Below are 16,543 nucleotides of genomic sequence, written 5' to 3' on the forward strand. Positions count from 1 at the left end.
AGGGTAAACTCTATCAAGGAGTTTCCCTTCTGATTTTAAGTTAACTTCTACAACCTTTTTCTTCCAAATCCCCACATAACGCCTGCAAGTGCTGTCACAGCCAGTATGCTCCATAAACCAACGAACGACTCATCTCCTGTCTTCGGGATTTTCGTCACCTCACCCTTTCCAGATGGTTTGCCAGTTGATCCCTCCGGCTTTGGAACAGATGAATTTGTTCCGCCTTCTCCGCCGCCTGTCGCGCGTGTCACAGTAACATTCTTTTGAACAGCATTTTCATATTCCACTTCACGGAACAGATTTTCCTTTATCTCATAAGGGAAGGAAAGTCCTGTCAGTTCCAGCACAGCCTTACCTTCTGCGACTGCTTCTATCTTGTTGCCTTCTGCCCGCAGCACATTCTCATCAGAAGAGATAACCGCATAATTTTCACATGGTTCCTCTCCATAAGAAACTGCTAATTCTAATTCACTTCCCGCTTCTATACTATCCTTTAGATTCATCTGGAAACCGTCTTCAATCTGTGCATCTTTTTTAGAATACACGAATCTCGTACCCATATTGAGAATTTCAATCTGAGAATCCCTCTTTAAAGAAGCAGGCTGTATTCTTACGTAAAATACATCGTTCATTTCTTCCGGTGCAAGCGTTAATGTAAATCCATTCTTTTCTCCTGCCTGCCACTGCGGATCGCGTGTAGATGTATACACCTGAGTTCCTTTACTGTTGTTTACCGTAATCCAACTGATTTCCCGGTCATTTGGAAGCTTCACTTCATATTTTCTAGACGTATACTTACCTTCTGCATTTGGCTCCTGCGCCAGATCAAATACAATATTATTTCCAAGATTCAAAGGATCTGTTGGTGATACATACAAGTTGTAAATCTTAAATTTCTCTGGAATCTGATATACCGTATCATCGCCTGCCACCTTAAATGCAATCGTCGGTTGCAAGGTATAATTACCCTCCGGTATTTCCGTTCCGGTCTTTCCTGCGATCTTAAATGACAATGTATTTCCTTCGGTCTTTAACTCATATGCCTCAAAGATTCCCTGATCGAATTTGTTGCTTCCCATTCCTACTGTTCCGGTAAACTCAACGGATACCTGCTCTAATTGAACCGGATTTCCATCTGCATCCACAACGGTTCCTACCATAGCCTCATCTGATACAAAGAGATCGTTTCTGGTATCCATATGCAGATTCACACGATTCTGATCGGCAATATTTAAAGTGAAGCTATACTGCGCATCCTGTGTAAGATGAATTGGCAGATAATATGTAAAATCCGTCATCTCATATGCAATCTGCAAATTTGCAAGAATGTCCTTCTTGTTTCCTACGATATTCTCATCCATCTCGATAACCGCCACATTTTTCTCTGCATCGTAGGTAACAGACGCGCCCTCAACTTCTTCTAAAAATGTCACCGTCTTGGTTGTCGGCGCCTCAAACATTTCTGCCCAAAATGCATCCACATCCTCAAACCCTTTAATTTCCGGCAGCAGAACCTCTACGGATCCGCCTTCTTTTGGTACACGCACTTCCTTCGGATCTCCGGAAGTCTTCTGATTTACAGTTCCTATCATCAGTTCGTCACTGGATCCAAAATTGTCAATGTACAATTCATTTAAGAGCGGCTTTAATACGGTAAAGTCCGTAATATCATTCACACGCACCAGAATGGTTCTTAAGTTCCCACTGTCCACAAGCGGCTTCAAACAACTGATGTCCTGAATCAAATTGCTCTCAAGGCTTAGATAATTCAAATTCGTCAACTCGGCAAGCGGTGTAATATCAATTTTTGCAGTCTGACGGTTCACATAATGCATATCTAAGAATGTCAGCTTTTTCAAACTGGTCAGCGGTGAAATATCTCGAATCTTGTTATTATAAATATCCAGATATTCCAAATTTTTCAAGCTTTTCAGCGGTGTGATGTCCGTCAACTCGTTTCTATGAACATCCAATTTTTTCAGTTTTTGTAAATTTGCAATTGGAGATAAATCTGTAATTTCATTCTCCTTCAGATGCAGTTCTTCCAGATTCACCGCGTACTCCAGGCCCGTCAAATCTGAGATTCCATGTGTATGAATCTGTGTATCACTGTCAACAGTCGGAATATTCGTTGTATCCAATGTTGTCAAAGATTCCATTTCCTGCCGGGTAATCGGTGCTGTCTCCTCCTTCTTTAATGTAACATTAATCAATTTCTTTAAATATTCGTTTGGAACATTTACCTCCACACTCCCATCTGCTGCCTGTACTTTCATTCCTCCCACAAAAATACTACAGATCAGCATTGCTATCACAATTGCAGCTTTTTTTCGCATTCCCTGCGCCCTCCTTTTCTTTTGTTCCTGCTTTATGGCAATCCTTTTCTCCTTGCTGTCGATTGTAGTATAGCATCCGATTATTGTTTCTACAATAAGTATGATTTTTTTGAATATGTTGTACTATTTATGCAATTTTTCTATATCCAAAAACTTTGCAAGCAGCCTTGAAGTACAGTAAGAATTATCTATATCCGTTCTTTTATTTTCTCTAGTATTTCAATGTGCCTTCCACAAATTCTCTCATTCCCTGGAAAATCAGATATACAGAGGTTGCACCTGCATCCTGATGTCCAATTGCCCTTTCCAAAAGAGATTTCGCACGTCCGAATTTTGCTACATATTTCTTGGTATCTTCCATACCGATCCTCGCCGCTTCTTCTGCTTGTTTCAGCATCTCCAGCAGTCCAAGATCTGCATTTTTCTTCAACGCCTCTACAGCCGGTGCCAAAGCGTCCACCATCGTTTTATCTCCAACTTTGGCGCCTCCGCGCTCCTGAATGGCTGCCAAGCTCTTCTCCTCCATCTCTGCAAGATCAAAAGCTGTCAGAACATTTTTCGATTCCATACCTTTGGCACCTGCCAGGTATAAACTTCCAAAAATCACTCCAGACGCGCCGCCCATGGACATCAACATTGCCTGCCCCGCTTCTTCAAAAATACGGTATACATTTTCCTGATCTTCCAACTTCAGAAGCTTTCTCTTCGCCTTCTGCATTCCACCTGCCATGCCAATGCCATGATCTCCGTCTCCAATCGCACTGTCAATTTCTGTCAAATATGGCTTGTTTGCAATGATTTTATCCGCAATGTAAAGAAGCATATTCCTTGCATCTTCTACATTCAGTTCTTCCAGAACGCCTTCTTTACTTCGTATAATTGGAGCCGCTTCTATATCAGACTCGTCAAATTCGATTTCCTCTTCTTCCTGCGCTTCCCAGGTCACCTGCTCTGCTGCTCCCTTTGCATAATATGGTGAATAACATGGTGCATCGTAGTAACTCTTAAGCTCTTCATCCAACTTTAAGAAAGTAATGGAAAATCCACCCATCTCCATACAAGTACAATAGGTTTTCACCTCTGCATCATAGACCTTCAAACCATCTTTGTGCATCCGTTTATATAATTCATAATAGACCAGATTTAATTCTAAAAGTGGGGTTGATCCAAGTCCATTGACTAAAACTGCTATTTCATCCCCTTCTTTCAGATTCATTTCTGCCTTCAGCTCGTGGTACATGCGGTCTACCATCTCGCTGCACGGCATCATCTTGGTACGCTCAATTCCCGGTTCCCCGTGAAGTCCCATACCAAATTCCATTTCATCATCCGCAATTTCAAATGTAGGTTTTTCATTTCCAGGTAAAGTTCCCGGAGACGTTGCTAAGCCGATCGTATTGGTATTGTCCCGCGCCTTCTCCGTGATTCGCACTACCTCTTCTAAACTAAGTCCTGCATCACACGCCGCACCAGCGATTTTAATCGTATATACATCACCAGCGATTCCTCTTCTATCCGTGATCCTTTCCTTTGGCGCTGATGCAAAATCATCCCACTCTCTGACATGCGCCGTCTGAATTCCCTCTTTTTGGCACATTTCCTCTGCCATATCAAAATTCAGATTGTCCCCGGCATAGTTTCCATATACGAACAAAACACCTTTTCCCTGATCAACTGCTTTTGCAGCTTCCATAATTAACTCTGGATTTGGAGATGCACACACGTTACCACATGCAACCGCATCTGCCAGTCCCGCTCCGCAATATCCGGTAAACAAAGGCTCATGTCCGCTTCCGCCGCCGATCACCAGCGCAACTTTGTCTTTTCTGTGCCCTTTATAAAAAAATGCATTATACTCTCCTATTTTTTTATAATATTTCTGATAGGCCAGCAAATAACCTGTAAGACTTTCTTCCACCACATTTGATACATCTTTATTTAAGATTTTTTTCGTTCCCATAAAAAACGCCTCCTTAAATGCATTCTCTATTCTATATTCCGATGGTTCTCTGCCATTCCTTCAAATGTAAGCCCTGGTGTCTCGTCTACAATCAGCATAACGATGATATCAAACATAAGTAACAGACACTGCTCAAAAAGATTTCCCATCGGCTGAAAAGAAGGAACCACCTCATCGGTTCCGCGGTACACAGACGCCGGCACAAAGAAGACTTTGTCTGCCACATTCTTGGCCGTCTCTCCACTTGGCGAACCGGTAACAACATAAATCATTGCCCCCGCCTCTTTGGCTCGCCTGCATACATAATCAATATGTCCGATTCTGCCGTCTCCAAGCGTTGCGACCAGCAGATCGCCCTCTTTAATAGCCGGAGTCGTATCATCCCAGATCCAGTGAATCTCTTTTCCCATATGCATCAGGCGCATGGCAAATGCTTTGGTTGCCATCCCTTCCCGACCAACTCCAATAAAGAAAATCCTAGGATGCTTTTTAATCTCATCCATAAATTCCCTCATATTTTCCTGATCCATCTTTTCAAATACCTGACGATGTTCTTCCTGTATTTTCCGATAAATTTCTTGATACTCCATATCTTCTCCTTTTAGCAACCCAGTTCTCTATGCAGATAATCCATTGTCTTTTTCATATTCTCATAGACACGATCATCATCGTCTTCAAATATCGTAACAACCTCCAAATACTGTATCCGATCATCAAGACCCGCCAGGCTGGTTGCCTCTTTGATCTTCTTGGGCGTTACAATTCCATCCTCGTGTGTAAAATCCCAATGCCGATCCCATTTTCCATCCGTCTGCTGTAAATGAATGGAGCCAATATACGGCGCACATTTTTGGAACCACAAATCAATATCCGCCTCTTCCTTCAAAAGGGGTTCATAAAGCGCATGCCCCCAGTCAATCAAAAGCTTCACCGGGATATCGGTATCCTTTAAATCCTCCATCATCTTCACAGACACCTCTGGGCTGTGCGGAAACTCTGTAATCAGCGGTGTTGCTTCAATATGAATCTCCTCCAATCCCTTCTCACGTCCATATGATGCCAATTTTCTTATGTACTGAAGCATATCCTGATACCGCTCCTTGCGCTTCACCGGATCTTTTGCATCTTCATAAGACATTCCTCCGACCGGAGTTCCCATCACTTTCGCTCCCATTTTCACCGTCAAATCAATCGCTCTTTGAAAGAACATAAAGGCACACTCACGCTGCTCCTTAGACGGTGCTAGCAGATGAGCATAAGTATAGGAAGCCAGTCCGCCAAAAGTTGCATCTATCTTGACCCCTACATTCTCAAATGCTTCCTTGTACTGAATTGCCAGTTGGTCTCTTAACTCTGTCGGCCACCAGGGATCAATCAAATCCCAGGTGAACTGCACATGCTCCACGTTGAAATCATTCTTTATCATGTCTGCCAGACGTACCGGATCCAGCCAGCGCTTTACTGCAAATGACAAATTCAATCCCAAGTTCATTTTCATTCCTCCTTTTCCTTCGGATACACTTAATTCAGTTTAATTCTCTTCTGTCTGTTTTCTCGTACAATATCAGAAATAGAGCTGAAGGAAATCGCAATTACTACCACGATTCCACTGACTGCTGACTGCCAATATGAATTGACACCAAACAGTACGATAATATTCTGAATAATCGTAATCACGGCCGCTCCAATCAGAGCCCCTACCGGATTACCTACTCCTCCAGTCAGTGATACACCACCGATAACGGACGCTGCAATGGAATTCATTGGCCAGTCTTCTCCAATCGCAGTCTGCGCAGATCCCAGACGGCATACATATAAAAGTCCTGCCAATGCGGAAATCAGTCCTACGATAGAATAGATCATAACACGGATGCGATCCACTTTAATTCCCAGGATTTTTGCCGCTTCTTTACTGTTTCCAATTGCATAAATATAACGTCCTGTCTTTGTCTTTTTCACCATGAACAAAATCAGAATCAAAACTGCAACACAGATAATAAATGGAATCGGGACAGGACCCAAAGACTGCTTTCCAAGTACCTGTGTATCCGCTGGAATACCTGTAACCGCTTTTCCCTTCGTGATCACCAGTGTAATTCCTCCATATACGCCCTGCATTCCAATTGTTGCAACCATGGAGTTCAGACGAAGGCGAGTAATGATCATTCCATTGATAAATCCAAAGATAAGACCGAGAACCAGTCCGATAACCAAGCATAACCATGGATTTAATCCTACATTTACCATAAGCATTCCTGTCAGGATTCCACACAAGCAGGCCATCTTTCCAACAGATAAATCCAACTCTCCTACTAGAAGAAGCAACGACTGCGCAATACCGATCATTCCGATAAACGCAAGATCTCTAAGCACTGACTGCAAATTATAAATATCCAAAAAATACGGCGAAATAATGCTGGCAATAATAATCATCACTACCAGGATTGCCAGCATCGCTGTCATATTACTCTTTTTCAATGCATTCAGGAACGTATTTCCTGATTTTCCCTGTGTCTTTTCTTTACTCATAATTCAAACTCCTCTTTTTCTAAGCACTTACTCCGATGATCGCTTTCAGAATTGACTGCTGATCTGCATACTCATCAAATTCTCCGGCAATTCTTCCATCATACATTGCAATAACTCTGTTGGAACATTTCTTAATCTCTTCCATCTCCGAAGAAATCATAATAATTCCAATTCCTTCCGTTTCCGCAAGCCTCTTCATTAAACGATAAATCTCCGTCTTGGTTCCGACGTCAATTCCTTTCGTCGGCTCATCGAATACCAAAAGCTTGGGCTTACATGCCATTGCACGCCCGATAATCACCTTCTGCTGATTACCACCTGATAAAAACTGAATTTCTTTATCCGCTCCAGGGGTTTTCACGTCGTAGGTATCAATAACCTCCCGTGCCAGTTCTTCTTCCTTTTTTCTGGAAATATTCAACCCACTTTTCAACTGATCCAATACGGAAATCGAGATATTGTCTCTGATAGAAAGATCCGGCAAAATTCCTTGTTTCTTCCGCTCTTCCGGAAGATAGATAAAACCATGATTTACCGAAAAATTGGTATCTCCAAGCTTCCAGTCCTTTCCATCCAGTTTAACACTTCCTTCATACACCGGAAGATATCCGAAAATCGCCTGCATCAGCTCACTTCTTCCAGCTCCAACCAGCCCAGAAAATCCCAGGATTTCTCCTTTTTTCAACTGAAAGCTTACGTCTCGGAACCGTTCGCCCGTCAAATGACTTACCTCTAACAACACCTCGTCCGTTACTGCCGTCAAATAGAATCTCTCATTTTGATCCAGTTCTCGTCCCGTCATCTGTCGAATGACCCATCCTGTGTCAATATCCTTGATTTCTGAATAGGCAACCTTCTTACCATTTCGAAATACTGTAATAACATCCGCCAGTTCAAAGATCTCTTCCAACTTATGTGAGATAAAAATCACCGCTTTATTCTCTTTCCGGATATTTTCTACAATATCAAACAAAATTCTTGTGTCTCGACTTGTCAAACTGGTAGTCGGCTCATCCAAAATCAATGTTTCATAATCTTCATGAACTGTAGCTCGCGCAATCTGGAGAAGCTGCTGTGAAGAAATGGAAATATCCTTTACCAATTCCCCCGGACGTACTGGAATGGAGAATTTTTCCAAAACAGGGATCGCTCTCTTTTCCAGTTCTTTTTGATTTACATTCCCTTTGATTCCTGATTTCTCGTATGGAATAAAAAGATTTTCTGCCACGGACATATATCCAAATAAGTCGATTTCCTGTGGAACATATGCCACCTTGTCAAAGAGTGCTTTGTTTTTTCTTGCATTCTTTCCTCCAACCAGCACTTCCCCTTCTTCCGGCTCATACACTCCTGTCAAACATTTAATCAACGTACTTTTCCCAGCACCGTTCTCTCCGATAATGGCATGAATCTCACCAGGCTCAAAAGCTACATCTACAGAATCCAGCGCAACAACCCCCGGAAACATCTTTGTAATGTTTTTCGCCTCTAATATTTTCATATCCTATGCTCCTTATTGAAAAATCGGGGACGAGCAACTTGAATGAATCGAGTTACAGGTCCCCGCTTAATAATCTTACCCTTTTAATTCTATTTATTTGCCGCTGACAATTTCAATCCATTCATCTACATTATCTGCTGTAATACGGCCAATACCTGTATCAACATTAGCTGGAAGTGCCATTCCCTGCGCTGCCTGATAAGCCATAAGTACTGCATACATTCCCTGTTCCTGAGGAAGTGTAGATGATGTTGCTGTAATTGTTCCTGACTTCACATAATCAAGAATCTCAATTAAGTTATCCATTGCTACAAATGTTACTTTATCCTGCATGCCCTTCTCTTCAATTGCCGCTGCAACTCCAGATCCACATGCATCACAGTTCAGATAACCGGTCAGGTCAGGATTTGCTGCAAGAACTGCTGCCGCCTGAGACTGTGCGGTCTCTACGTTATCGTTGTCAATTCCACCATCGATCACTTCGATGTCCGGATATTTTGCAAGTGCATCCAAATGTGCCTGATATCTCTCTGCATGGTTAGGCGCGGTTGGTGCTCCCTGCATAACTGCTACTTTTCCGGATGTACCCATTTCTTCTACTAACATTTCTACTGCAATCGTTGCCTGCTCGGAGAAATCGTTACCTACAGACGTAAGTCCGCTTCCCTCTGGAGACGGAGCATCAAATAAGATGACTGGGATATCTCTGTCCTGTATCTCTTTGATAATATCTGCACTTCCATCATAGTCAACCGGGTCCAGAAGAATTGCTGTTGGATTTGTTGCCGCTGCCTGCTCCAGTGTAGAATTCTGCTCGGATACCTCTGCAGATTCCGGTGCACGGTAATCAATCTTTACTTCTACCCCAAGCTGTTCGGAAAGCAGATCCGCTTCTTTCTGCGCTCCCTTATTAACCTCGTCGAACCAAGCATGAACACACTTTGGAACAACAACAAAGGTCATATCTTCGGCCTTTCCAGCCTTTCCTCCCTCAGCTTTTTCAGCCGGTTTTCCGGAACTACATCCGACTGCCATTGCCATTACCATCGCTGCTGATAACAGCACTGCTACAATTTTCTTTTTCATTTCTTTTACCCTCCTTTTTTTCGTTTCGTCTTTTGGAATGATTTCATTATAAAACTCACTGCTGCCTTTTCCAATGCGAGGAAATTTAGAATAGGTATGAACTTTTTAAGGAAATTACTCAATATTAATCGTTCGATCTGAAATATCTTCTATGTACTCATCTCTTGTATTTACGATAATAACCGTTGTCCCTTTTTCCTGAAATTTTTTTATATAGTTTTTTACCACTCCTACATCTTTCACATCACATAGTGCAAAAGGTTCCAGCAAAATCAAAACTTTCGGATTAAAAATCAGCCAACGTTCCAATGTCAATTGAATCAACTCATGGATTCTCAAACTTCCTGCCTTCATAGTTTCCAGACTTCCCAACATGTTAGCACGTGTCATCTTTCGGATCCCTTTCTGAGCCTTAATATAATCTAGCGAGGATATCTTCTCCAGGGACGGAATCATCAGATTCTCCTCTACCGACATCCCCTCAAAAATTTCTTCTTTACTTCCAAGTGCGCTGATTGACACTACGCGTTCCTTTACAAGTTCATAACAATCCATCGTCGCATAATAATTCCCATTCAAAATATAATACGCATCCTCATAGGATCTTCTGCCGGACAACGCCATAAAAACCTTCTCTTTTACCCTTCTGTCAAGCGCTATCAAAGTGACGACCTCACCTCTGATAAAAGCCAAATTTTCTTTCCTTCCGTTTTTAATCTCTAGATTGCTAACACAATAAATCACATTTCCTTTCCGGGTCTTTTCTCCATCATTCTCTGTCCGTCCTGACAGTGTATCCCCGCCCAAAAGATAAAGCTCTAGTTGTTCCTCACTTTTGATATAATCCCTCTGACACTTCTTTACGATTCGTCCTTTTCGAAAAATAATATATTTATCCGACAAAAGTGACAAAATCAGATTGGAATGACTGCTTACAATGACGCCCATGCGCCCCACAATGATTCGATGCATACTCCTTGCGAATATTTCAATATCTTTTCTGCTCATTCCATCAAACTCATCTTCGATTACTACTATCCTCGCTCCTCTTCTGTAAGCCTTCGCAAGATCCAGAATCCTCTTCTCCAGCTCGGTAAGATGCTTTATTTTACAAGACACATCAAAATCTAAGTCCAACTCCTGAAAGTCTCTTTGCGCCTCTTCTTCCAGTCTGCCACGCCGGAGAAGTCCACCCCAGCCACCAGACTCCACCAAACCAAGATATTCCGCTACCGTCCAATCATCAATCTGATAATTCTCCACATGAATCCGATAGATATACCCGTTCAGTTCCTTCCAGTCCTTTACCTGTATGCCACCCAGGTAAATGTCTTTTTTCCCATTCCCTTCCGCAATCTTTCCCGTAAGCAAATCTACCAAAAGATCTTTTCCAGAATATGTAAGCCCGAGAAAGCCCACGCATTCTCCTTCCAGAATACATAGCGATACATTCTCGAGCTTTCTGGTTCGATTATACCGATCACTTAAATGATTAATTCTCAATAACTCTCTTTTCATCTTCCAGTCCACGCTCCTGTTTGTAATTCGCCGGTATTGTAATCTCTACATCCGTTCCCTGTCCTTGTGTACTGTAAATATTCACCCCATATGTTTCTCCGAAAAGCAGACGAATTCTCTTATGAATGTTAGGAAGTGCGATTCCAGTATTTCTCTGTGTCTCCTTCGCTTCTTCGTCCAAAATCACCTCATCAGACTGAATTCTGGCATTTAATTCTTTCAGTTTCTCTCCATTCATTCCTTTTCCGTTATCTGAGATTGTCAAAATAAGATTCTGATCTGTCACAATTACCTCTATCGTAACCTTTCCGCCTTCTAGCTTTTCTTCCAACCCGTGAAAAATAGCATTCTCTACAACCGGCTGAATAATCAAACGTGGAATCAGGAAATCATAGGCAGCTTCATCCTCTTCATCCAAAATCACCTCTAACGAAAACCGATTATTAAAACGGTATCTCTGAATCATCATATAATTCTCAATATTCGCCAATTCATCCCTCAAAGTTACCAGATTCCCCTTGCGGCTGATGCTGTAGCGGAAAAATGATGATAATGCCTCTACCATCTGTGCAATTTCCAAATTATCGTCCACTAACGCCTGTCCGCGGATCGACTCTAGTGTATTATATAAAAAATGCGGATTAATCTGACTTTGAAGCGCAGTAAGTTCTGTCTGTTTATTCAGAATCTGAGCTGAATTCTTAACCGTTCTCGCTGCGGCATACTGATTCATTAACGAATAAATCTGCTTGATAAAAGGAAGTCTCTCCTCTTCTCCACGAATCCGTTCCTCACTACAGCCTGATTCTTCCAATTCCTCTAAGAGTTCAGCCATACGGCGAAGCGGACGAACGATGATAAATAAACCGTACAGTAGAATTCCTAACTGAAGCATTCCCCCACACAACACCAAAATCTCCAAATCGGCACCCAGCCTCCAAAATGTCCAGACAAGCACACATAAAGCTGCTTCTGCAAACAGAAGCTTCTCTGCCTTCTTCACAAAATTCATAGCCTTTTCCTCCTACGAATGCAGCTTCCGATACAACACCGGTTTAATTCCCACCTGTTTTGTAAATATCTGACTAAAATACCTGGAGTCCTTATAGCCTACCTTATCCCCAATTGCCGCGACAGTTTCATTCGTATTACACAATAGTTCTTTGGCTTTTTCCATTCGCACATTCACTAGATACATGCTGAAATTAATTCCTGTCTCCTTTTTAAACAGTACACTGAAGTAAACCGGATTCAGTCCCACTATTTCCGCAAGATCTTCCAACACAATCTTTTCTCCGTAATGCTCCTCTACGTACTTCTGTGCCTGGCGAATCGGCTTTACAGATTCTGCTTCCGCAGCCTCTTTACTTTCACGAACAAACCCACCAAGACTATTTTTTAAAAATTGCTTCAAATCACGAATTGTATAACAATGCTGACAATTGGAAAGAATCTGTTTTCTCTCTCGCTCTGTTTCTTCTTGATGAAGTTCCACAAATTCAAAAAAGCAATTTACCAGCTCTTCCGCTAAATCATAACATCCTGAGAAATCCCCCTCATCCGATGTCATATATGTTCCATAACTTTGGTTAATCAGCTGTTCTATTCTGTCTGGAGAATAACTTTCGACTGCACTTTTTAACTGCTCCTTCCAAGCTTCCTCCAGAAATCCTTCTTTTGCTCTGGCATCATAAGGAATCCCCTCGGCATAGATCAGGCGCCCCACTCCATTCTTAATCCGATTGCCTACCGCCCGGTGAGCCTCTTTAATCGAAAACCGAATCTCTCCGAATTCCGTTCTTTCTTTTCCCACGCCAATTGTCACTTCGTATTGTTCAAATCCTAACAAATAACCTTTAATTTCCGACAGAATATCATTAATACTATTTCTAATCTGCTTTGACTTGCTATAATCATAGTTAAACAGACAGTACAAATGAAGATTTTCCTTCTCACAGGTTAATACTTCTTTTGCATCTGCCTTTAAAATGCCCTCTACAATTTCCTCAATCCGGCTAATCGTAAGCCGATCCTGCTTCTTATCTCGCTTATTATAGTCTACATAATCCAGTTTAATATCGATTCCACGGTAAATCTCGCCTTCCAGCACAATACTGGAATCCTCTTCGTTCATCTCATCTTGCGTTTCAATAATATTTTTCAAAAAATCTCGTTTGATAATATGGCGGCTTTCCGACACCGTTCTCTGCATCTTTTCCGTTTCTATCACACCCCGCCAATAGGCTCCAAGCTCAGTCGCAATCTTTTTCATCACCCGATTCAATTCGACCTCACTAATCGGTTTAAGCAGATAATCCTCCACGCCATACTGCAACGCCTGATGTGCATATTCAAACTCTTTATACCCGCTTACCACAACAAACTTGATTTTCTTATTCTTTGCGCGAGTCATCTCAATTAGCTCAAGTCCGCTGACTTTAGGCATTCGAATATCGGTAATCACAATATCCGGACACTGATCACTTTGAATCACATCAAATGCCCGTTCCCCATTGTCAACAACATCCAGGCATTCCAATTGAAACTCTTCCCAGTGAATCATTTTTTTGATCAACATACCAATCCGAAACTCATCATCAACGATCAAAACCTTCCATTTTCGCATTTCTATCCCCTTTCACTTCCCTTTTCTGACAAACACTTTATTTTTCATTATAGAGGCTACAAATTCAAATAGCAATAAAAAAAGCCGGAGGCGCAACTCTCCCACGAAGAATCACGGCTCCGGCTTTTGGTTTTATCTTAGCCAGTTATTTCCGTTCCATATCATATTTTACGAATGCATCTACTTTTGGCTGTGAAGAGCATCCTTCTACAAACTCATTCGTAAGGAAAATCTTTGTCATCAACTCACGCTCTTTGCTTCCTGTTGTAAATGCTCCCATACATGCAACATTGGCATCATTGCTAAGGCGTGCACGCTCTGCTGAATATGCGTCAGTAAGAAGCGCTGCATAAGTTCCCTTTACTTTATTTGCTGCGATAGATACGCCGATTCCTGTTCCGCACAACAGAATTCCACGGTCAAATTCTTTTGCCGCTACCGCTTCTCCAACCCGAATTGCAACATTTGCGTAGATTGGATCCTCACTTCCAAAGTCTGTTACTTCTCCTAATTTCTGTTCTTCAATAAAGCGGATCAAGTCCTGTTTTTCTTTCTCTGCGTTTGGATCACATCCGATTACAATTTTCATCTCTATCTTCCTCCTTATGATACAATCCTCTACTTTGATTTTTATCATGTTTTCCTTCAAAAATCAAATCACATTTCTTTAGTTTTTGTATAATTTCAAACATTTTTTAGCTTTTTGTTCATATTTTTCATCCACTAAACAGTGCCCATTTATCAATAATTTTCTGGATTTTCTTGTAATCCCCTCCATTTCCATCTCTGTTTTACACAATTTTTCACTCTATCTTTTATCTATATTTCACAAAATGTTTGTTTTTATCATTTTTTGTGCCTCGCTTAGCTTATTATGTTATACTACTATCAATTGGAACATTTTGCCGATATCCCGGCGACGGAAGGGAGCTATCTATGAAAAAAAAGGAACAACGTGCGAATAATCTATTACTCCTTCTTCAGGAATCCCCTGATTTATCTGTGAAAAATCTTGCAGAAATTTTAGGGGTGTCAGAAATGACGATCCGAAGAGACTTGAAATACTTAAAAGAAAATCATTTGTTTATCCGAAGCCACGGGATTCAGATTCCTGTCCAGGAACGAGCCGATATCACAAATATAGAAACCGAATATACCCTTTCCTCTGAGCGTACAAAGTTCTATAAAGAAAAGCAAAAAATCGGACAATTTGCGACTACGCTCATTCACCCCAACGACACCTTAATTCTAGATTCCGGGACTACCCTCGCCGAAATGGCTCGTTTTATTCCGGAGCACCAGAACTTAAGCGTCACCTGTTATAATTACTGCACACTGACCCAGTTATTCCAAAAAGAAGGTGTGCAAATTACTTTGGCCGGAGGTTTTCTGCACAGATCCGATCAGATGTTTGAATCTCCTTATGCCAATGAATTGATCCGAAGCCAGCGCGCCAACACCTTCTTCCTGGGGGCCTCAGGAATCCATGAAGCCCTGGGGATTACCTGCGCTCATAACTATGAAGTTCTGACAAAAAAAGCGGCCATGAGTTCTTCTCTGACCACTGTTCTTCTGGCTGATTCCAGTAAATTCGGACTCGTTCGCTCTGCATTTGTAGCGCCCCTTGCAGGTGTCGACGCTATCGTTACAGACGAAGGAATCACTGATGAATGGAAACGTATTATTAAAAATGCCGGGATTAAGCTGTATGTGGTGTAGAAGGGTAAGTCATGTTAAAATTTCTTATTTTTTTCATGATATTCCTGGATTTCATCCATCCAGTCTTCATCAAAATAGTCTTCTGAATCATCACAAAGAACGGCTTTTCTTAATGCCCTTCCTATTACTTTAAAATTGATCGCAATTCCTTTTCGGTCATTTTCATAAGTCACAGAGCGATTTCTTTTGATTCCGATTTTCTCCGCCTGCTCCCCGGCATCAATATTGGCTCCCAAAAACAGGAACTCCCATCCGCATTCTTTTTTGGCCTCGATTTTCCTTCTAATCTGTTCATAACTATACTTTTCACTTGCATTTTCATATCCATCTGTTGTAATAACAAAAATCACTTTTTCTGCTCTGTGCTTCTTCATAAGGCGCTTCTGAATATTTTCCATCTTATCAATCGCAATACCTACCGCATCCAGCAAAGCGGTACACCCACGAACATAATATTCCTCCTTTGTTAGGGGAAATACCGTATCTACAGGAAACCTATCATGGATAATTTCCACTTCATCATCAAAAAGAACCGTTGTAACATTTACCGGATGCCCTTCCGACTTCTGTTTTTTAATCATCCCGTTAACCCCGCCAATTGTATCATCTTCTAACCCACTCATAGACCCGCTTCTGTCTAAAACAAAAAAACAACTCCGTTAATCCTGTACTCATGTATTACTCCTTTCCCGATCTGTTATGACCATCTCGCTCCCCTTCTCCAGGGGATCTTTTCAAATTTCATAATCACATTTTACATACAGTTTTGATCGTATTGGTCTCCCAACAGGCGACATTTATCTTCTGATTTCACGGGAACAGAAGAATCAGAAAACCGTCAGTCCGTACGCTTCTAATACATCATTGATTTTAAACATATCATAAATTCTATTCTGTAAAAAGTATGCTATTATAAGATCTGTCTTGGAACTTCTAGATAATGCAAAACCTGCGCTGGCTAATAAATCCTTCGCTTCATCTAAAGATAATTCTAATGCTATCGTAAAAGCTAATAAGGGCTTTAACAAGATACCTGACAACATACCATTGGGATATTGTTGGCAATTCTATTTATAATAAAACCCTCTTTAGTCTGAAATTACTATCTCAAGAAAACATAGTTTCGTCTGCACCGCAAGAACTATCTAACGAGGACTTAATGAAGGGAATGATCGATTTATTATATGATACACCTCAACCTCAAACTCTGATACTTTGTCTCGAAACAAGACCATACAAGAGATGAAACAATTAATTGCACCATATAT

The 16,543-nt window shown here is 41.4% G+C and carries 13 protein-coding genes; 1 reads left to right on the forward strand and 12 read right to left on the reverse strand.

Annotated features, from left to right (window positions below):
• Positions 1 to 47 precede the first annotated feature (47 nt).
• From C0979_RS05790 to C0979_RS05840, 11 genes are all read right to left on the reverse strand, one after another.
• Complete coding sequence (locus C0979_RS05790) at positions 48 to 2,336, reverse strand: leucine-rich repeat domain-containing protein (protein WP_101695109.1); 2,289 nt, start codon at positions 2,334 to 2,336, stop codon at positions 48 to 50.
• 211 nt (positions 2,337 to 2,547) lie between these two features.
• Positions 2,548 to 4,296: a dihydroxyacetone kinase subunit DhaL gene (gene dhaL, locus C0979_RS05795; RefSeq protein WP_101695110.1), complete on the reverse strand. Its 1,749-nt coding sequence runs from the start codon at positions 4,294 to 4,296 to the stop codon at positions 2,548 to 2,550.
• A gap of 26 nt (positions 4,297 to 4,322) precedes the next feature.
• Positions 4,323 to 4,886, reverse strand: a complete 564-nt coding sequence (locus C0979_RS05800; RefSeq protein ID WP_101695111.1) for an SIS domain-containing protein — start codon at positions 4,884 to 4,886, stop codon at positions 4,323 to 4,325.
• Between the two features lie 11 nt (positions 4,887 to 4,897).
• A complete protein-coding gene (locus tag C0979_RS05805; protein WP_101695112.1) occupies positions 4,898 to 5,788 on the reverse strand; it encodes a sugar phosphate isomerase/epimerase family protein in 891 nt (296 codons plus the stop codon).
• Between the two features lie 29 nt (positions 5,789 to 5,817).
• Positions 5,818 to 6,825, reverse strand: a complete 1,008-nt coding sequence (locus tag C0979_RS05810) for an ABC transporter permease (RefSeq protein ID WP_101695113.1) — start codon at positions 6,823 to 6,825, stop codon at positions 5,818 to 5,820.
• Between the two features lie 19 nt (positions 6,826 to 6,844).
• The gene (locus tag C0979_RS05815; protein WP_101695114.1) at positions 6,845 to 8,326 is read right to left on the reverse strand and encodes a sugar ABC transporter ATP-binding protein; all 1,482 of its coding nucleotides are present in this window, start codon (positions 8,324 to 8,326) and stop codon (positions 6,845 to 6,847) included.
• 93 nt (positions 8,327 to 8,419) lie between these two features.
• Positions 8,420 to 9,412, reverse strand: coding sequence for a substrate-binding domain-containing protein (locus C0979_RS05820; RefSeq protein ID WP_101695115.1), 993 nt, complete (start codon positions 9,410 to 9,412; stop codon positions 8,420 to 8,422).
• Between the two features lie 114 nt (positions 9,413 to 9,526).
• A complete protein-coding gene (locus C0979_RS05825) occupies positions 9,527 to 10,930 on the reverse strand; it encodes a sugar ABC transporter ATP-binding protein (protein WP_101695116.1) in 1,404 nt (467 codons plus the stop codon).
• Positions 10,905 to 11,942: a sensor histidine kinase gene (locus C0979_RS05830; protein ID WP_242962654.1), complete on the reverse strand. Its 1,038-nt coding sequence runs from the start codon at positions 11,940 to 11,942 to the stop codon at positions 10,905 to 10,907. Before C0979_RS05830 ends, C0979_RS05825 begins: the two co-directional genes overlap by 26 nt.
• A 12-nt stretch (positions 11,943 to 11,954) precedes the next feature.
• Entirely contained in the window at positions 11,955 to 13,556 is a 1,602-nt protein-coding gene (locus C0979_RS05835; RefSeq protein ID WP_101695117.1) for a response regulator, read from the reverse strand.
• Positions 13,557 to 13,701: 145 nt separating this feature from the next.
• Positions 13,702 to 14,145, reverse strand: a complete 444-nt coding sequence (locus tag C0979_RS05840) for an RpiB/LacA/LacB family sugar-phosphate isomerase (protein WP_101695118.1) — start codon at positions 14,143 to 14,145, stop codon at positions 13,702 to 13,704.
• Between the two features lie 347 nt (positions 14,146 to 14,492).
• Here C0979_RS05840 and C0979_RS05845 point away from each other — a divergent pair, with 347 nt between their 5' ends.
• A complete protein-coding gene (locus C0979_RS05845; RefSeq protein WP_101695119.1) occupies positions 14,493 to 15,275 on the forward strand; it encodes a DeoR/GlpR family DNA-binding transcription regulator in 783 nt (260 codons plus the stop codon).
• A gap of 14 nt (positions 15,276 to 15,289) precedes the next feature.
• On the opposite strand, the gene C0979_RS05850 is transcribed toward C0979_RS05845, so the two are convergent.
• Positions 15,290 to 15,898 (reverse strand): hypothetical protein, encoded by a 609-nt coding sequence (locus C0979_RS05850; protein WP_101695120.1) that lies wholly within the window; start codon positions 15,896 to 15,898, stop codon positions 15,290 to 15,292.
• Positions 15,899 to 16,543: the final 645 nt, after the last annotated feature.

It is taken from the genome of Dorea phocaeensis (assembly GCF_900240315.1).
GTDB lineage: Bacteria > Bacillota > Clostridia > Lachnospirales > Lachnospiraceae > Dorea_B > Dorea_B phocaeensis.